At 43.0% G+C, this 18,973-nt stretch carries 17 protein-coding genes; 7 read left to right on the forward strand and 10 right to left on the reverse strand.

What is annotated here, in order from left to right:
- Positions 1-15: 15 nt before the first annotated feature.
- Complete coding sequence (locus A7P55_RS01385; protein ID WP_171550821.1) at positions 16-942, forward strand: LysR substrate-binding domain-containing protein; 927 nt, start codon at positions 16-18, stop codon at positions 940-942.
- A 7-nt stretch (positions 943-949) separates the two neighbouring features.
- On the opposite strand, the gene A7P55_RS01390 is transcribed toward A7P55_RS01385, so the two are convergent.
- Positions 950-1,870, reverse strand: coding sequence for a LysR substrate-binding domain-containing protein (locus tag A7P55_RS01390; protein WP_171550968.1), 921 nt, complete (start codon positions 1,868-1,870; stop codon positions 950-952).
- Positions 1,871-2,006: 136 nt separating this feature from the next.
- Between A7P55_RS01390 and A7P55_RS01395 the strand changes: the two genes are divergently transcribed.
- A complete protein-coding gene (locus A7P55_RS01395) occupies positions 2,007-2,684 on the forward strand; it encodes a hydrolase (RefSeq protein ID WP_070074517.1) in 678 nt (225 codons plus the stop codon).
- 68 nt (positions 2,685-2,752) lie between these two features.
- Here the strand turns inward: A7P55_RS01395 and ssb are convergent, their stop codons facing one another.
- The 3 genes from ssb to A7P55_RS01410 all read right to left on the reverse strand — a co-directional run bounded on the left by ssb (position 2,753) and on the right by A7P55_RS01410 (position 6,003).
- On the reverse strand, positions 2,753-3,349 hold the full coding sequence (gene ssb, locus A7P55_RS01400) for a single-stranded DNA-binding protein (RefSeq protein ID WP_016542674.1): 597 nt from the start codon (positions 3,347-3,349) through the stop codon (positions 2,753-2,755).
- A 51-nt stretch (positions 3,350-3,400) separates the two neighbouring features.
- Positions 3,401-4,765 (reverse strand): MFS transporter, encoded by a 1,365-nt coding sequence (locus A7P55_RS01405; protein WP_171550969.1) that lies wholly within the window; start codon positions 4,763-4,765, stop codon positions 3,401-3,403.
- 155 nt (positions 4,766-4,920) lie between these two features.
- The gene (locus A7P55_RS01410) at positions 4,921-6,003 is read right to left on the reverse strand and encodes a DUF475 domain-containing protein (RefSeq protein ID WP_171550822.1); all 1,083 of its coding nucleotides are present in this window, start codon (positions 6,001-6,003) and stop codon (positions 4,921-4,923) included.
- Between the two features lie 171 nt (positions 6,004-6,174).
- Here A7P55_RS01410 and tenA point away from each other — a divergent pair, with 171 nt between their 5' ends.
- On the forward strand, positions 6,175-6,849 hold the full coding sequence (gene tenA, locus A7P55_RS01415; RefSeq protein ID WP_101235457.1) for a thiaminase II: 675 nt from the start codon (positions 6,175-6,177) through the stop codon (positions 6,847-6,849).
- A 156-nt stretch (positions 6,850-7,005) separates the two neighbouring features.
- On the opposite strand, the gene A7P55_RS01420 is transcribed toward tenA, so the two are convergent.
- From A7P55_RS01420 to A7P55_RS01430, 3 genes are all read right to left on the reverse strand, one after another.
- Positions 7,006-7,359, reverse strand: a complete 354-nt coding sequence (locus tag A7P55_RS01420; protein ID WP_171550823.1) for a DUF1304 domain-containing protein — start codon at positions 7,357-7,359, stop codon at positions 7,006-7,008.
- A gap of 69 nt (positions 7,360-7,428) precedes the next feature.
- Entirely contained in the window at positions 7,429-8,406 is a 978-nt protein-coding gene (locus A7P55_RS01425; protein ID WP_171550824.1) for a zinc-binding dehydrogenase, read from the reverse strand.
- Between the two features lie 3 nt (positions 8,407-8,409).
- On the reverse strand, positions 8,410-9,012 hold the full coding sequence (locus A7P55_RS01430) for a TetR/AcrR family transcriptional regulator (protein WP_171550825.1): 603 nt from the start codon (positions 9,010-9,012) through the stop codon (positions 8,410-8,412).
- Positions 9,013-9,256: 244 nt separating this feature from the next.
- On the opposite strand from A7P55_RS01430, the gene uvrA reads away from it, so the two are divergent.
- Positions 9,257-12,088 carry an excinuclease ABC subunit UvrA gene (gene uvrA / locus A7P55_RS01435; RefSeq protein ID WP_171550826.1) on the forward strand — a complete coding sequence of 944 codons (2,832 nt, stop codon included), beginning with the start codon at positions 9,257-9,259 and terminating at the stop codon, positions 12,086-12,088.
- Between the two features lie 103 nt (positions 12,089-12,191).
- On the opposite strand, the gene A7P55_RS01440 is transcribed toward uvrA, so the two are convergent.
- A complete protein-coding gene (locus A7P55_RS01440; RefSeq protein WP_171550827.1) occupies positions 12,192-12,569 on the reverse strand; it encodes an antibiotic biosynthesis monooxygenase in 378 nt (125 codons plus the stop codon).
- A 112-nt stretch (positions 12,570-12,681) separates the two neighbouring features.
- Here A7P55_RS01440 and A7P55_RS01445 point away from each other — a divergent pair, with 112 nt between their 5' ends.
- A complete protein-coding gene (locus A7P55_RS01445) occupies positions 12,682-13,593 on the forward strand; it encodes a LysR family transcriptional regulator (protein WP_171550828.1) in 912 nt (303 codons plus the stop codon).
- An 85-nt stretch (positions 13,594-13,678) separates the two neighbouring features.
- On the opposite strand, the gene A7P55_RS01450 is transcribed toward A7P55_RS01445, so the two are convergent.
- Both A7P55_RS01450 and gigD read right to left on the reverse strand, forming a co-directional pair.
- On the reverse strand, positions 13,679-15,400 hold the full coding sequence (locus A7P55_RS01450) for a GGDEF domain-containing protein (protein WP_171550829.1): 1,722 nt from the start codon (positions 15,398-15,400) through the stop codon (positions 13,679-13,681).
- A gap of 273 nt (positions 15,401-15,673) precedes the next feature.
- A complete protein-coding gene (gene gigD / locus A7P55_RS01455; protein WP_004803678.1) occupies positions 15,674-16,126 on the reverse strand; it encodes an Lrp/AsnC family transcriptional regulator GigD in 453 nt (150 codons plus the stop codon).
- Between the two features lie 147 nt (positions 16,127-16,273).
- On the opposite strand from gigD, the gene kynU reads away from it, so the two are divergent.
- Positions 16,274-17,524, forward strand: coding sequence for a kynureninase (gene kynU, locus A7P55_RS01460; RefSeq protein WP_171550830.1), 1,251 nt, complete (start codon positions 16,274-16,276; stop codon positions 17,522-17,524).
- A 40-nt stretch (positions 17,525-17,564) separates the two neighbouring features.
- Positions 17,565-18,971, forward strand: a complete 1,407-nt coding sequence (locus tag A7P55_RS01465; RefSeq protein WP_171550831.1) for an amino acid permease — start codon at positions 17,565-17,567, stop codon at positions 18,969-18,971.
- Positions 18,972-18,973: the final 2 nt, after the last annotated feature.

Here is an 18,973-nt window from a genome sequence, read left to right on the forward strand (position 1 = left end):
CGGATTCGCTTTGCCTTGATTAACTCATTTGATGACTTTCATTATTTCTATTTGGTGGTGAAACACGGCGGATTTAGTGCGGCCAGCGAAGCTGAAAATATCAGTAAATCCAAACTTAGCCGTCGTATCATTGACCTAGAACATAAATTTAATGTCAGCCTGATCCAACGCACCACCCGTCATTTCAAAGTCACGGATTTAGGTCAAGAGTTCTATGAAGAATGCTGCAAAGTGATTGCACAAGTCGAATGTGCCGAAAATGTCTTGCTCAAGCAGAAAAATGAACCACAAGGCATGGTCAAAATCAGTTGCCCACCGTTAATGATGCATTTCCAGATTCGGAAATTACTCAATCAGTTTTTAAAAGCCTATCCCAAAGTTGAAATCTCTTTAGAATTGACCAGCCGCCGCGTCGATGTGCTGCATGATGATATTGATATCGCGATCCGTACCAGTTTTGAGCCCAATCAAGATTCCAGTTTAATTGTCCGCGATGTGATTCGGACTGAGCATTGTCTGGTGGCAGCGCCCGAATTATTGCAAGGTAAGACCATTACTCATTATTCAGAATTACAGCACTATCCGAGCGTAGCCCTAGGCATTCAAAAACACCAATATTATTGGCATTTATGTCATGTCGACCATGATGAAACTGTAGATGTACCTTATCAACCACGGGTCAAAAGCAATGATTTGGCTGGGGTTTATTATGCGGTCCATGATGGTTTGGGTATTGCGGACCTGCCTTATCTCACGGTGCAAGCCGATATTCAAAAAGGTAAACTGATTCACCTATTACCCGAGTGGAAATCCAATCGGGGCACCGTACAGCTGGTCTATGCCTCGCGCAAAGGGCAACGTTTGGTGCTGGAAAAGCTGATTGAGACCCTGATGGAAGGCCTGAGAGAATTGGCAAAAACTGACAGTGGCTATTCCTTATAGTGCAGTATTAATAAAGCACCGAATTGTGTTGTTTCAGTTCCGCAAATTTCTTTACCAGAAAATCAATCAATAATTTCATCGATGGCAGCAATCCACGTCTAGAGGTATAGACCAAGTGGATCAGCTCAGGTTTAGGTTGCCATTGGGGTAATACATGAATCAAACGCCCTTGTTTAATGTCTTCAGCTACCATCAATTCGGGTAATTTTGCCACGCCCAAGCCTTGCAGCGTGGCTTCTCTAAGCGCAGTCAAATCCGTGGTGGTCAGTCGTGGATGACATTGGACTTTGAGTTCTTGCTGATCTTGAGAGAATAACTGCCAAGCATATTCAGGCGCAAAGGACTCCATCATCAACACAGGGAACTGCGTCAGTTGTTGTGGCTCATGGATTGAATAAAACTGATGTAACAGGTCTGGACTGGCAACAATCAATTGTCGTGCCAAAGCCAGTTCTCGCACAATCAATTCACTGTCGGCTAAGGGTAAAGGACGAATTCGTATCGCCAAATCAAAACGCTCATTGATTAAATCAACGCGGCGATTGGTGGCTTCGACATGCAGACTGATTTTGGGATATAGCTGCAAAAACTCATTCAGCATTGGACTAATATTGATATGCAATAAATTGGTCGGGCAAGACAGCTTGATCAATCCACGTGGCTCGGCCGTTAAAAATTCAATTGCTTCTTCGGCAGCTTCCGCTTCAATCAACATGGCCTTGCAATGCTGATAATAAATTTTCCCCACCTCGGTAATTGACACCTGTCGGGTGGTTCGATTGATCAGCTTCACCCCGAGTCGATCTTCCAATTCGGCAATACGCCGGCTCAGTAAAGACTTGGTCACCATCAATTCTTGGCTGGCTGCTGAAAAACCACCGCAATCAATCACTTTCACGAAGAAATATAAGTCATTTAAATCTTTCATGTTATTTGCTCGACCCGTCAATGATGACCACAATTGTTCTTTTGACATGACAATATATCCTATTATAGATGTTTTTCACCCATCGTCCTGTCTATATCATCAATTATACCCCCTAAGACAAGATGAGGATACAACAATGACAATGCCAGCAAACTTCAATGGCCAAGCACCTGTTATCGATGTCAATGATGCCGTGATGCTTTTGATTGACCACCAAAGTGGTTTATTCCAAACCGTCGGCGATATGCCAATGCCTGAATTACGTCAACGCGCAGCAGCCTTGGCTAAGATTGCCAGTTTGGCCAAGATTCCAGTGATCACCACCGCTTCCGTACCACAAGGCCCCAATGGCCCTTTAATTCCTGAAATCCATGCCAATGCCCCTCATGCCCAATATGTGGCACGTAAAGGTGAGATCAATGCATGGCATAACCAAGACTTTGTCAATGCTGTTAAAGCGACAGGCCGTAATACCCTGATTATTGCAGGAACCATTACCAGCGTGTGTATGGCCTTCCCTGCGATCAGTGCTGTTGCCGAAGGCTATAAAGTCTTTGCCGTGATTGATGCTTCTGGAACCTATAGCAAAATGGCAGAAGAAATTACCCTAGCTCGTGTGGTGCAAGCCGGTGTGGTGCCGATGGATACTGCGGCTGTGGCATCAGAAATTCAGCGTACTTGGAACCGTGATGATGCATTGGAATGGGCTCAGGTCTATACCCAGATTTTCCCTGCTTATCAGCTTTTGATTGAAAGTTACAGCAAAGCTCAAGAAGTGGTGACCAACCACGAAACCTTGGACTCTGCGCGATAAAAAAACGTCCCCAACAAAAAAGGCATAAAACTAAGTTTTATGCCTTTTCTCATGCTGAACGCGAAGATCTAAAACGGTAAATCGTCATCTAAATCCGCTGGTGCTGCCGCAGCAGGTTGAGGTGCTGCTTTTGGTGTATTAAAACCATTACCTGCTTGTGGGCTACCTGCATAATTACCTTGCTGGTTGCCGCCATTAAAGCCACCACCTTGACCATAACCACCTTGGTTGTTGTTATTGTTATAGCCTGTATTTTGGTAACCGCCACCTTGGTTATTATTGTTGTTAAAACGTGGTTGGTTAAAGTCGCCACCGCTCTGCTCGCCTTGTTGACGGCTATCCAGCATCTGCATTTGATCGCCACGAATTTCAGTGCTGTAACGCTCTTGACCGTTTTGGTCTGTCCATTGACGGGTACGTAATGAACCTTCGATATACACTTTTGAGCCTTTACGCAGATATTGCTGTGCAATTTCACCTAAACGGTTGTGCAACACGATACGGTGCCATTCTGTTTGCTCTTTACGCTCACCCGTACTTTTATCCATCCACGATTCACTGGTTGCAATCGAGAATTGAGTTAATGATCCACCATTTGGAAAAGTTTTAGTTTCTGGATCTTTACCTAAAGTACCTACTAAAATAACTTTATTCACACCACGCATTAGCTGTCTTCATCCTATATATTTCTATGTTTTACTTTATAAGAGTTATGATTAAATGGCTACCTCTTTGCCAATCAAGTGCGTTAAATCTTGTCGCCCAGCATCATCAATGCACTGTTTATCGACTTTAATATACGCAACTTGCTGTTCTGGCATCACCACGACTTCTTCAATACCACGAATCGCCAACAGTTTTGAAGTCCATTCATCTGTTTGTATTGCTTGAGGTAAAGGCAACACAATAGAAGACAAATATCTCGGCTGAGCCAGACCAAAACTAATCAGCAGCCATATTATAGCAATCCCCGTCAGCACACTCCACCCGAGTGCAGTATTCTGTAACATCAAAAGCTGCCCCCCCAAGGTTCCGCCAAAGAAGGCACCCAAGAACTGGCTACTGGCATTGACGCCCATGGCAGTGGCTTTGGATTGGATCGGAGCTGCTTTGGATAGCCAAGAGGGTAATAATGCTTCCATCACATTAAACGCGATAAAGAATAAACCCAGTCCTGCCAGCAATATATATTTAGACTCATAGCCAAAGATTAGAATCAGCAAACCGCCGATAAGCCCTGCAATCGCAGTAAGAAAAATGCCGCGCATTTTGCGATACTTTTCCGCAATAATAATGCTTGGGAAGGCAAAGAACAGGCTAATCACTAATAGAGGTAAATAGACTAGACCATGCTTTGCTAAAGGAATTCCAGCATATTCGATGAGCTGTGAAGGTACATAAATAAACATCGCAGTCAGCAATAAATGCAGTGCAAAGACTGAGACATGCAGACGATTCAACTCGCCCATTTGGATCACTTGCTTGAGCTGCTTCAGATAACCTTGCTGATAGTTGCGATGGTGTCGCGTGACTTTAGGAACCAGTAAGAGCATTGCAATCGCAGCCAAACCCATAATCGTGGTGACAAAGAATAGACCTGAAATGCCCACCAGACTGGTCAACCACGGCCCCAGACTAAAGGCCACCACAAAAGACAGGCCAATACTCATGCCCATTGCGGCCATGGCCTTGGTTCGCTGTTCTTCACGGGTGACATCGGCCAGTAATGCCATCACCACAGCCGAAACTGCACCAGCACCAGCAATCGCTCGACCGATAATCACACCATAAATGGTGTCGGATAGGCCTGCGATGGCACCGCCAATGGCAAATAATAATAAGCCAAGCACCACCAGAGGCTTACGGCTAAAGCGATCGGCCAATAGGCTAAATGGAATCTGTAAAATTGCTTGGGTTAAGCCATAGACCCCCACCGCGAGACCAATTAAGGCAGGTGTGGCATATTGATAGGATTGTCCTGCAACTGAAAATACAGGAATAATCATGAACAAGCCCAACATGCGTAAGGCAAAAATGCTACTTAAGGCAAAGGTTGAACGGCGTTCTAAAGCATTCATTATTGATAAGACACTATAACTGGCTCAGCGAATTATAAGCCATTCGCCTACAAAGGTTGTAAGTTAGATCATGAAAAACACAATCTTTCTGCAGAGAAAAAATAAAGGAGCGATGTTCGCTCCTTTATTTACACTAGCTGATCAAGCTGAAAACAAGCTTAAGAAGCTTGCTGTTCGCGCTTGCTATATTGAATCGAAGCAATCACTGCCCACACAATAAAGGCCACCCCGATCAAACCAGTGACCACTTCGGGCACATGTAAGCCGGTACCGCTGGCAATCATAATGAATGCCAGTGCACCAATCGCATAATGTGCGCCATGCTCTAAGTAGATATACGCATCCAAAGTACCCTTTTCCACCAGATAAATGGTCATTGAACGGACAAAGATCGCACCGATTGCTAGACCCAGCATGATGATTACCACATCACTGGTAATCGCAAATGCACCGATCACACCATCAAAACTGAAGGATGCATCTAGCACTTCAAGGTAGAGAAAACCACCAAAACCAGCTTTTACCACACCCGAAGTTGCACCACTTGAGTCATGGCCAATGGCATTGCCATTTTCATCAATCTCAGGCTCTCCACCCAATAAATGACTCAAGACTTGCACCCCGATATACACCACGATGCCCCAGATTCCTGCCATGGTCACAGCCAAACGAGCAGACTCATCGACATTCGCCGCCATAATGATCATCGCGATCAAGGCCAAGAACACCGACATGGCAGGCACGTTAGCCAAATGGGCTAATTTCGCTTCCAGCCATTTAAACCAATGGGTTTCTTTACCATCATCAAAGAAGAAGTTTAAGAACACCATCAATAAGAAGGTCCCCCCAAAGGCTGAAATTTCAGCATGATGGGCCATTAAGCGTTCTGAATAGGTCTTCGGATCATTCAGGGCCATTTTGGCGACTTCAACCATGCCCATATCGGCGGTTACCGCCACAATCACCACAGGGAAGATCAAACGCATCCCAAATACGGCAATCAGGATACCCACAGTCAAGAAGATCATTTTCCAGAAATGATCCCAACCACGCAGTACTGAGGCATTCACCACCGCATTGTCAAAAGAAAGAGACACTTCCATCACCGCTAGAATTGCAGTAATGGTCAGTGCTTTTAGCATGGTGGCAACACCCGCTTCAGGGCCATGCGTATAGCCCCAGTAAGCCGAAAGTGCTAAACACACAATCGTAAAAAATATTGAGAAACGGAAATGCTTCATGAGCAGCCTTTTATCCAAATGTAGAGTGATAAAAATGTGCTTATTGTAGGCGAGTTTTGACCCAAAAACAGAAAAGATTGTTGGACTTGTTTGGCAAAAAAAACCATCCAGACCAGACTCTGCTATAGTGCTGAAAGATTTCTTTTATATGTACTTTAATAGGTTCATTCCATGACGTTTTCTCAAGATGTTTGGCAGCGTAATCAAGATTTATATCAAAAAATATTAGCGCTTCCGTTTAATCAAGAGCTTGCAGCAGGCACACTCGATCGTTCAGCCTTTTGTCATTATGTGATTCAAGATGCACATTATTTATTGGCCTATGGACGTGCCTTGGCAGTTGCTGCCGCAAAGGCCTATGAAGCCGATGATGTGATTCAGTTTTCTGAAGCAGCTAAAATTGCCATTATTGTGGAACGCAGCTTACACAGCGATTTTATGCAGGAATTTGAGATCAGCAAAACCGAATTTGAAAGCACACCGCTGACTTTGGCCTGCCATCATTACACCTCATTCTTGACGGCAACGGCATGGTCAGAAAGCTATCCTGTGATTTTGGCAGCCTTACTGCCATGTTTCTGGATTTATGCCGAAGTGGGTAAAGATATCGTCAGCCAATCGGTTGCCAACAATCCTTACCAAGCATGGATCGATACCTATGCAGGGGAAGAGTTTAATACCGCGGTACGTAATGTGATTGCGACAGTTGATAAAGTCGCAGCCCGTTGTGACGCAGACACTTTAGCCAAAATGCATGCGGCTTATAGCATGGGGGCAAAATTGGAGTGGTTATTCTGGGACAGCGCCTATCAACAACGTCAATGGTTGGGTCTGGATCAAGCCTAAGCACCTAACCCTGAGCCTTATTTTATCCAGACGTAAAAAAGCCCCAATTAAGGGGCTTAGTCGTATATCGTATCGTCCGATATACTGTATGAGGCTCATCTCAAACTGAGCGCATTAAAGCATAAATCAGCTCAAATGCCTACTTTTATTGCTGGGTTAAAAAACATTCACCACAATTAAAGCAATCAGTGCGGGAACTGCTTGAATATAAATGATCTTTTTGCTGGCTGTGAGGCCACCATAAATCCCTGCAATCAACACACAAGCTAAAAAGAAATTGGCAATTGCGGTCGCATAAGCGGTGGGTGCCAATAATGACCAAAATAAACCGGCGGCAAGGAAACCATTATACAGCCCCTGATTTTGTGCCAATACTTTGGTCAGTTGTGCTTTTTCCAGACTATTGCCAAAGGCTTTTAAACCATAAGGTTTGTCCCACAAAAACATTTCCAACACCAAAATATAGACATGTAATAATGCGATGAGTCCGATGAGTAATTGTCCAAGCATCTGATTTTTCCTTTTTATGATAACGAGATCGGAAGTGGCCAGCCTCACGGCTGGCGGTGAGTAGCTGAGTTATGGTTGTAACAACACCTTACCCTGACGCGCGCCTTGAGTTGCTTTCAACGCGGCAGTTTTAATCTGGTCAAAACTGAAGACACCTTCAACTGGTAAAATTAGTTTTTTCTGCGTCGCCAATGTAATCAGTTCTACAAACAAAGCCTTTTTACGTTCCACTGGCATTTCTTTATTGACCACACTGGCCCAGAATCCTTTAACCGTGGCTTGCTTAAAAATCAGATCACCCGATGAGATCTGCATGGTCTCGCCAGTCATACTGCCAAACGACACCAATAGGCTATTTTCACTGAGTAAACTCAACATTTCCCCGCTGGCGCTGCCACCAATTGAGTCCACCCCTGCAATTAAGGGCTGATCTGCATGGATCGCTTTGACTTGTTGCTTCCAATCTGACTGATCTGTCGCCACCACGTGCTGAATCCCCAAAGCCTGCATTTCTGCAATCGCATCAGTACGGCGAACCAGATGAATGACGTGTAGTCCGCGCGCTTGAGCAATCATGGCGACGGTTTTACCCACCGCACCATTTGCGGTATTTTGAATCAACCATTGGCCTGCTTGCAGATTAACAAAATCAAGTAGCATCAAGGCACTGATTGGCATGCCGATCAGTTGAGCTGCCGTTTCATTATCAATTGCATCATTTAATGGAATGATGCTTTGTGCAGGTGCAATAAAATATTCTGCCCAACTGCCATGTACGCCAGCAACCGCAACACGCTGTCCCAGTTTACTTTCATCGACACCTTCACCGACTGCATCGACAATCCCCACCGCTTCGCTGCCACCAATGGCTGGGAGCGTTGGCTTATAGCCATAGCTACCACGTACGGTCCAAACATCATGGTTATGCATAGGAGACATGATGGTTTTAATACGAACCTCACCTGCTTTAGGTTCAGGCTGTGGCATGTCACCCAACTGCAATACCTCTACAGGTTCACCAAAACTGTGATGGATAATACTTTGCATGGTTTATTCCTTAATCGGCTGTAACAGCTGTTGTGTGGTTTCTAAAGCTAAATGTAGCGGTGCCTTGTCTTGCGCTAACTTGGTCATCAGGGCCGCACCCAACCACAATTGATACATGACTTGGGCTGTTTTGGGTGGGTCAAGATGCACAGGGATTGAGCCTTGCTGTTGCCCTTCTTGTAATAACAAGGCCACGCGTTGCGTCAATCGATGCACCCCGAGATTGAGAATTTCACGCATGTCGTCGGACAAATCAGCAACCTCTGCCGCCAGTTTCACAATCAGACAATTTTCCGCCCAACTGCCATAAACTGGGTCCTCAATCCATGCTTGCCATAACGCCATCAGACGCGCATAGGCACTTTGTTCGGTATGTTGCCAGAGCTGTTCGACACGGACTTTATAATCCGCCATATATTGTTCGAGCAAAGCACAGCCAAATGCTTCTTTAGAAGCAAAATAATGGTAGAACGACCCTTTCGGGACGTCACAGGCTTTGAGAATCTCTTGCAAACCAACACCGACAAAACCCTTACGTAATACCAATTCAAAGCTGGTATCGAGAATATGTTGTCGCGTGGCTTCACTTTTATTTGATCGTTTCATGCACACACTATAAATCAATATTAGACCAGTCGTCTAGTAAATTATGTATTTTAATTCGTGATCAATTTTTACATGGCAATCTGTGGCATTGAATGCTAAAAATATGAGGCGCATCGCGTGAGATAAATGTGAACCAGTTCATTAACCGTCACAATTTGTCGTTTTAATTATTTTTATACTACTTGAACGATTTTAAATCGCTATCATATACATGTTTTCATATTCAGCTTATTGAGATGTATTTATGAGTCAAAGTCATATCCGTATTCGAGGCGCACGTACCCATAATTTAAAAAATGTGTCACTCGATATTCCACGTGACAAGTTTGTGGTAATTACGGGACTTTCTGGCTCAGGAAAATCATCCTTGGCCTTTGATACCTTATATGCCGAAGGTCAACGTCGCTATGTCGAATCACTGTCGGCCTATGCCCGTCAATTCCTGTCACAAATGGAAAAACCAGAAGTCGATTCGATTGAAGGTCTCTCCCCTGCGATTGCGATTGAACAAAAGTCGACCAGTCACAACCCACGTTCAACCGTCGGTACCATTACCGAAATTTACGACTATTTGCGTTTGCTCTATGCCCGTGTCGGTACACCTTACTGCCCTGAACATGATCTGCCAATGGTGGCACAAACCATTTCTGAAATGGTTGATGCTGTAAAAAGCCTTGAAGAAGGCACCGCCTTGATGTTGCTTGCGCCTGTGGTGCGCGAGCGTAAAGGTGAATACACCCAACTATTTGAACAGTTGCAAGGCCAAGGCTTTGTGCGTGCCCGTGTCGATGGTGAAATCATTGATATTGATACACCACCTGAACTGGACAAGAAGAAAAAACATACCATTGAAGTCGTGGTCGATCGCTTTAAAGTGCGCGACGACCTCGGTAACCGTATTGCAGAATCGTTTGAAACCGCATTACGTTTAGGCGGTGATATTGCAGTTTTATCATGGATGAACGGCGAACATCCTGAACGTGTGTTTTCAGCAAAACACTCTTGTCCTGAGTGTGATCGTGCCGTGGCTGAACTTGAACCACGTCTGTTCTCATTCAACAACCCATTCGGTGCCTGCCCGGTTTGTGATGGTTTGGGTACGCGCAGCCATTTCAGTTCAGATAAACTGATTCCAAACCCTGAGGTTTCAATCAGCCAAGGTGCGATTCGTGGTTGGGATCGACAACGCCCGTATTACTACACCATGCTGCAAAAAGTCGCGGATCATTTCAATATTGATCTCGACCAACCGTGGAACACACTGGATAAAGACACGCAAAAGAAATTCCTACAAGGCTCAGGCAAAGAGAAAATCGACCTGAGTTATATTGATGAACGTGGTCGTAAACACAGTCGTGTGCAAGCTTTTGAAGGGATTTTGCCGCATTTAGAACGTCGCTACCGCGAGACTGAATCCAATTATGTCCGTGATGATCTTGCGCAATATCTGTCGAATGCGGCATGTGATGCTTGCGGTGGTTCACGTCTCAATGAAATTTCTCGCCATGTGCGGGTCAAAGACAAAACCATTGCCCAAATCACTAAGATGTCGATTGGTGATGCGGAACACTATTATCAAGACCTGAATCTTGAAGGTGCCAAAGGTGAAATCGCCGATAAAATCTTTAAAGAGATTCGTGAGCGTTTACACTTCTTGGTCAGTGTTGGTCTGAACTATCTCAGCTTGGCACGTTCCGCAGAAACCCTTTCGGGTGGCGAAGCGCAACGTATCCGTTTAGCCTCACAGATCGGTGCTGGCTTGATGGGCGTGATGTATGTACTAGATGAACCGTCAATTGGTCTACATCAACGTGATAATGATCGCTTGCTACAAACCCTAATTCGTTTACGTGATCTAGGTAATACCGTATTAGTGGTTGAGCATGATGAAGATGCAATTCGTGCGGCTGACCATATTATTGATATCGGTCCAGGTGCGGGTATTCATGGCGGTGCGGTGATTGCCGAAGGGACTTATGATGAGTTGGCCAATCATCCTGACTCACTTACAGGTCAATATCTTTCAGGTAAATTAAAGATTGAAGTGCCGAAACAGCGTACTCAATCGCCACGTCCAGATGAAGTCATCAAATTGTCTGGCGCAAGCGGACATAACTTACAGAATGTCGATTTGACTATCCCATTGGGCATCATGACCTGTGTCACAGGGGTTTCAGGTTCAGGTAAATCAACGCTGATTAACCGTACCTTATTGCCTTTGGCAGCGACTCAACTCAATGGTGCAACTACGCTGACTGCGGAAAAATTTGATTCAATCGATGGCTTACAGCATTTAGATAAAGTGGTCGATATTGACCAAAGTCCAATTGGTCGTACTCCACGTTCAAATCCAGCAACTTATACGGGTTTATTCACACCGATCCGTGAATTGTTTGCGCAAACGCCTGAAGCCAAAGCGCGTGGTTACAGCGCAGGCCGTTTCTCGTTTAACGTAAAAGGCGGACGTTGTGAGGCCTGTGAAGGCGATGGCATGATCAAGGTCGCGATGCACTTCCTACCTGATATGTATGTACCGTGTGATGCCTGTCATGGCAAGCGTTATAACCGTGAAACTTTAGAAGTCGGTTATAAAGGCAAAAACATTTCCGATGTACTGGAAATGACGGTGGAAGATGCTGCTGAGTTCTTTAGTGCAATTCCGGTGATTCATCGCCGCTTAGATACCTTAACCCAAGTCGGTCTTGGCTATATTCGTTTAGGACAAGCAGCAACCACGCTTTCTGGTGGTGAAGCACAACGGGTCAAACTGGCACGTGAGCTGGCAAAACGCGATACAGGTCGAACCTTATATATCCTGGATGAACCGACCACAGGTCTACATTTCCATGATATTGCCAAGTTACTCGACATCCTGTACGAGCTCCGCAATAAGGGCAATACCATCGTGGTGATTGAGCATAATCTGGATGTGATCAAGACTGCCGATTGGGTGATTGATCTTGGCCCTGAAGGTGGTTCGGGTGGTGGTCAGATTATTGCTGAAGGGACACCAGAGCAAGTGGTGAAATCTAAAATTTCACATACAGCGAAGTTCTTAAAACCTTTGTTGAAATAAAAGATCACGTTCTAAACCAAGTGATTAACATTTCATCAAATGACTCTATCTGTGCGAACCTTAAAGAAACCGAGTCAAACTCGGTTTCTTTTTTGACTTGATTTTATGCATGTGTGTCCTGAAGTTTATGTACAACCCCTGAATGTGGAAAAACAACATCATTCGATTGATAAATATGAAATTCAAAATCAGCAACCGTTTTCAGACGATCAAATTTAGCCTCAAAAACCTTATCCCCAAAGAATTTTTTGACATCATCTTTGGATGAAATTGCTTCAATATTGACAACCGTTTTACCATCAAGACTTTTCGCTAAATTGCTCCATAAAAAGCCCTCTTTAAACGATGCATAATGCACAATTTCCTGAATAATTTTAAAAGCTTGCTCCTGTTTTTCTGGGTGAGCATGGATAACATTCACCACAAAAACAGTCGGTACAGGTTCTGATTGGAACTGGGTAGATGTAAGAATATGACTCATTTTTCTAACCTGATTCAAAATTAAGTAGAAATCAGAGTTTAGATTCACTTGGAATATTGAAAAATAGGTTAAGATTCTAAGGAATACGGAAAAATATTCCAGAATAAAAATTATGGATCGTTTTAGTTCTTTAAATGTCTTTATTCAAGTTGCTGAGTTTCGAAGCTTTACACTGGTGGGGCAAAAACTAGGTTTGTCCGCATCTGCTATTGGAAAAATCATTGCGAAACTTGAAAAGAAATTAAATGTCAGGTTGTTCCACCGCTCTACACGCAGCATTCAACTTACCCCTGAAGGTGCACTCTTCCTTAAACGATGCCGTCAAATATTGACCGAAGTTGAAGAAGCCGAATTAGAATTATCACAGATTAATCATGTCCCCCAAGGACGGCTAAGAGTCAGTTTACCTTTAGTTGGAATGTTAATGATGCCAACGCTCACTCAGTTCATAAAAGCATGGCCAGCCATCAATTTAGATCTCGATTTTTCCGACCATCTCGTTGATGTAATTGAGGAAGGGTTTGATGTTGTGATTCGTACAGGTGCGTTGACTGACTCACGCTTAATGGCAAGGGTATTAGGTACTTATCACTATCAAATGGTGGGCTCACCTGCTTATTTTGTTGAACATGGCATACCACAGGCTTTAGGTGAGCTTGCAACAAGACATTGCTTACGCCATCGTTATCCAAGTACAGGTAAAATCGAGGCTTGGCCCTTACAAGAACAAGGTAAACCCTACATCATGAATTTACCTGTCTCCACTGTGGCCAATAACATTGAATCTATTATTTATATGGTTGAACAAGGATTAGGTATTGCTTGTTTACCTGATTTTGCTATTAAAGATCAGATACAATCTGGACGACTCATCAGTATCATGCACGACAACATCATCCATGCTGGGCATTTCAATATTGTGTGGCCATCAAATCGCTACCTTTCGCCCAAAACCCGAGTATTTATTGATTTTATGCAGCAATATTTATTCCCTGAGGGCAAAGAAAATGACTCATTTCATTAAATAAAAGATGTGGTTAATGTATTTTTAACTCCCCCTTAACAAAAGCTCATTCTTAATCGCTTAGGTTGATTCAATCACGGGCAATTTAATATTCCACCACATTCTTCCCTTTTGCCTTCGCTTTTAACAACGACTGATCCGCTTTTTCTAACAGCTCTAACCAACTATTTGCGCCAATCGCAACCCCGATACTGACCGAAACATGAATCGACTCAGCTACATTCGGGATCACAATCCTTTCTTTTAAAATAGCCGAACGAATACTCTCTGCCACAACTTTTGCAGCGGTCATCTGAATATTCTCGATTACGACCAAGAACTCATCACCGCCATAACGCACAATTAAGTCAGATGCTCGAACATTATGTTTGAGCTGATCAGCAATCATGCTAATCACCTGATCCCCGACAATATGCCCATACTGATCATTTACAAACTTAAAATTATCAATATCAATCGCAATCACACAAGTCTGAGACAAAGCCTCAGGCTTGGATTCAAGAAACTGAATATATTCATCTAAAGCCAAGCGGTTTGCGACACCTGTTAAAACATCAGAATTTGCAATCTGCTTCAGTTGCAACTCCATCGCATCGCGCTGTTTTAACATCCCTTTTAATTTATCAATCGCTTCAAACAACGAGAAAAACTCTTCCTTATTATTTTTACCTAAAGGAAGTTCATCCGAAGTTCCAGATAAGCGCAAAATCATATCACGGGCATGGATCAGTGGACTAAACACCTTGCGCTTGGCATAAATCATGGTGAAAATTGCAATCAATAAAGATAGGCTAGAAATAATTAAAGTAAAAATAAACTGCCGCTTTGCGAATTTATTTTCATTCACTGCAACTTGGATGCTGTAATCTAGAATATAGTTTTGCAAGTCCATGACTGGTGTAAATTTCCCCACCATTCGCTCTGTCAATTGTGTCCCAGACAGAAAATACGCTTTATTATTTTTACTTTCATCCAATAAGCGCGCAATGATCGGTAATCCTTTATCTAAAAACTCCGTTTTAACACGACGATATAAGTCTACATATTCAAGCGTCTTCGACTGTTCAGGCTGGATCGTATCAATTAACTCCCACAGATAAATCGCTTGATGTTGTGTCTGTAATGAGCGCGCTCGATTTTCATCCGAAATTTTTTCCCCAAATGTCACTGGTGCCATGACATTAGATGCAACTCTACCTGCCTGATCACGCATATCAGTGAGTACTAAAATTGAGGTGAAATAATTCGACATCTTGCTGTTCTTACTATTGGAACGAACCAATAGCCACGTTAAGAACTCACGGCTTTCATCCCAAACACTAAACATGGATAAAATCGCATGATCATATTGCTTGGATGTTCGCTCAGCATGTGGCGTGCTGGCATATGCATCAACAATGGCTCGTGCTGCAGCCAATTTAACTTTTAAATCAGTTTCCAGTTCATAAGCAATCAGCCTAAACCCGTTTTGTTTTAAAACTTCAATGCTGTTATCAATTTCTGCATCAACAATCTTGCGATACTCGAATAATTCTTTTTGATTTTCCAATAACACATTCGCTTCACTCGACATCACTTTATTGGAAGGTGCCCGTTCTCTGGAAATTTTATTGGCTGTTTTAACTAATGTGCGAAGGCAAGTAATTTCATTGAGTGTTTGTTCTGATTTTATATATTCTTGATAACTATTAATAATTAAAGGGATGGAGAGATAAAAAATCGAAAAGATAATGACTATCATGCAGAAAAAGAGACGACGACTAATCTGCTCAGAACGTAATTTCGAGCTTTTTAATTCACGCCCCATTCATACACCTTGTACTTTTCAAAAACGATCTCAATTGATTTTTAAATAGAACTTAATTTTACCTGAATTATAAAACGCACTACCACGCTTAAACCGAGGTTTTTGGTTACATTAATCGCGACTGACTTTATTAAATCGTTATTTCAGTCTCGCAATTATTTTTAAAAATTGATTATGAGAATGATTTTTATTTAATTAAATTTATCTAAACACCTAATATCATTAAAATAAATATTTTTAAATTTAGACCAAGGTTCAATAGTGAATCGGGAATCAAAGCAGTTTTTTCTGAATGACCTTATCTAAAATGATCTTAGAATTAATACTCATAATGCCCTTAATCTTATTCAATTTATTAATAATGAATTGTGAAAAAGCATTCAAGTCTTTGGTGGCCACATGCAGCACATAATTCGACTCGCCTGTAATCACATAGGCATTCACCACTTCTTCAAAGTCCTCAATCTGCTTTAAGAAAAAATTATGGTCAGTTTCAGTAAGTTGAATCAATTTTATTTCAACTATTGCCTCAATTTTAATGCCTAATTTTTCATAATTGAGCCTGGCTTGGTACTTCTCAATAATGCCATTGCTTTCCAAAAGCTTGACCCGTCGATGACAGGCAGAGGGTGAAAGGTTCACCAGATCGGCCAATTCCTGATTACTCAGGCGTGCATCGTTCTGCAAGAAATTTAGAATTTTAAGATCAATCGCATCAATATTCATATTCGGAAATTATTCTAATAATTTAAATATTATTGAAATCATATCCTAATTTTCAACTTTATCTACTGATTTTATCGGATAAAAAATAAAAATTGCAGTGATAAAATTTAACAGTGGAATTCAATAAATATAGGGATGCAATTCAATATGGTGACACAAGAACAATGCCTTTATTGGGATAAACAAGATGAGCTCAACGCATTTAAAAATGACTTTGCCTTGCCTAACAATGTGATTTATCTAGACGGTAACTCTTTAGGTGCAAGACCAAAGCAGTCTTTAAATTATGCGCAGCATATTATTCAACAAGAATGGGGTGAAGATCTCATTAACAGTTGGAATAAAGCAGATTGGTGGGGCTTACCAACTCGTTTAGGCGATAAAGTCGGACAACTAATCGGGGCCAATGCTGGCGAAACCGTGATTTCTGATTCGACCACCTTAAATTTATTTAAAGTGCTATCCGCTGCAGTCAAAATTCAGGCCGAGAAGCATCCACAACGTAAAATCATTGTCGCGGAAAAAGACGCTTTCCCCACCGATATTTATATTATCGAAGGCTTCATTGACTTGATCAATCAAGGCTATCAGGTCGAATTGATTGAGGGTGCGGCAGGTTTAAGCGAAATTTTAACGACTGATGTCGCTGTTGTGGTGCTGTCTCATGTCAATTATCGCACCGGTTATTTCTATGATATGACCGCGATTAATCAGCAAATCCATGCCCATAATGCCTTAATCATCTGGGATTTATGTCACTCTGTTGGCGCTGTACCCATGGACCTCAATCAAAGTCACAGTGATTTTGCCATTGGCTGTACCTATAAATATCTCAATGGTGGTCCTGGCTCGCCTGCACTGCTCTGGGTCAACCCCAAACATCGGGATCAGTTCTGGCAACCACTTTCTGGCTGGTGGGGACATCAAAAGCCTTTCGCCATGGCTCAGCATTATCAGCCAGCCAACAATATTCGCCGTTATCTATGCGGCACTCAGCCGATTATTTCCATGAGCCTAATCGAATGTGGGGTGGATATTTTCCTGAAAGCCAACATGCAGAAAATTCGTGAGAAATCGCTTCAATTAACCGACCTATTTATTGCATTGGTTGATCAGGAATGTGCCGAGTATGGTTTCGAGCTGATCACACCGAAAGCGCATCAATATCGCGGCAGCCATGTCAGCTATCAACATCCACATGGCTATGAAATTATTCAGGCACTGATCGCCCGTGGCGTGATCGGAGATTATCGTGAACCTGAAGTGTTACGTTTTGGCATCACACCGCTCTATCTTGGATTTGAAGATATCTGGCATGCTGTGCAACATCTCAAAGCCATCATGCAGCATCAAGAATGGAACAATGAAAGCTACCTGGTACGGGGGGAAGTGACCTAAGTCGTCACTTTCGGATTGAGCTGATGGCTAGGAGAGGCCGATGAATAATTTTGACAAGATTCAAGCACGTGAAGCAGGACTACATAAAAAATTATCCGCCAAACAGATGGCAATGATTGCGATTGGTGGCGCGATTGGAACGGGGCTGTTTATGGGGAGCAAATTTGCAATTAGCTTTGCTGGCCCTGCTGTCATTTTGAGTTATGCCATAGGCGGGCTGATTGCCTTTGCGCTGATGGCATGTCTCGCCGAAATGACAGTACAGCACCCGACTTCAGGCTCATTTGGAGCCTATGCTGAACATTATATCAGCCCCTTGGCGGGTTTCTTGGTGCGCTACAGTTATTGGGCCTGTATCGTACTGGCGGTTGGAACCGAGATCACCGCAGTCGCAGACTATATGAAAATGTGGTTTCCCGATCTGCCCGCATGGATCTGGATCGTGTTTTTTTCAGGTACTTTGCTTGCAGTGAATGCTTATAGCGTCAAAGCATTTGGACTGGTGGAATACTGGTTTTCCACCATTAAAATCTTTGCCATTATCGTGTTTATTCTGTTGGCAATCGGCATTCTGACTCAAAACACTCAGCAAAGTCATCATGTGCTGACTAATCTGACTGGACACGGTGGCTTCTTTCCCAACGGATTCAGTGGCGTCTGGATTGGCGTGATTATTTCGATTTTTAGTTATTTAAGTATTGAAATGATTGCCGTCGCTGCAGGTGAAGCATCGAACCCAGAAAAAGCGGTCAAATATGCCTTTAAGAGTACCGCACTGCGTCTGATTTTATTCTATTTACTGTCCCTGTCTTTAATCGTGGCACTGGTTCCATGGACAGAACTGATTGGCAAAGATGCTAGCAGCCCTTTTGTGACTGTGATGAAAATTGTCGGGATTCCATATGCTGATAGCATTCTCAATTTCATTGTGATTGTCGCCGCCCTCTCTGCCATGAATAGCATGCTGTATATTTCAACCCGAATGTTATTTAGCTTGTCACGGGCAGGTGATGCACCTCAAATCTTCGGCAAAATCCGTCCCAATGGCGTGCCCATCAATGCACTATTTTTATCCGCCATGGGGATTGCTGTTGCAAGCGTGGTGTATACCATCAATCCTGAATCGGCCTTCCCCATCATGATTGCCTTATCGATGTTCGGCGCATTATTTACTTGGGGCAGCATCTTTGTGACCCATATCTGTTTTAGACGGCATATGGCGAAAAATGGCATTGGATTAAAATACAAAATTCCAGCAAGTCAGTTCATTTCACTGTTTGGTTTATTCAGTATTCTGAGCATTACCCTCACCACGTGGTTTACGGCCGAATTTAAATCTACGCTACAGTTTGGCATTCCCTTTATTGTGCTGTTAATCGTTTTTTATATGCTAAAACGCAGCTCGGCAAAGCTCGATTTAAGCACAAACACCGAAGCTTCTGAGTAAAC

Source organism: Acinetobacter sp. Ac_5812 (genome assembly GCF_013072695.1).
In the GTDB taxonomy this organism is placed as follows: domain Bacteria; phylum Pseudomonadota; class Gammaproteobacteria; order Pseudomonadales; family Moraxellaceae; genus Acinetobacter.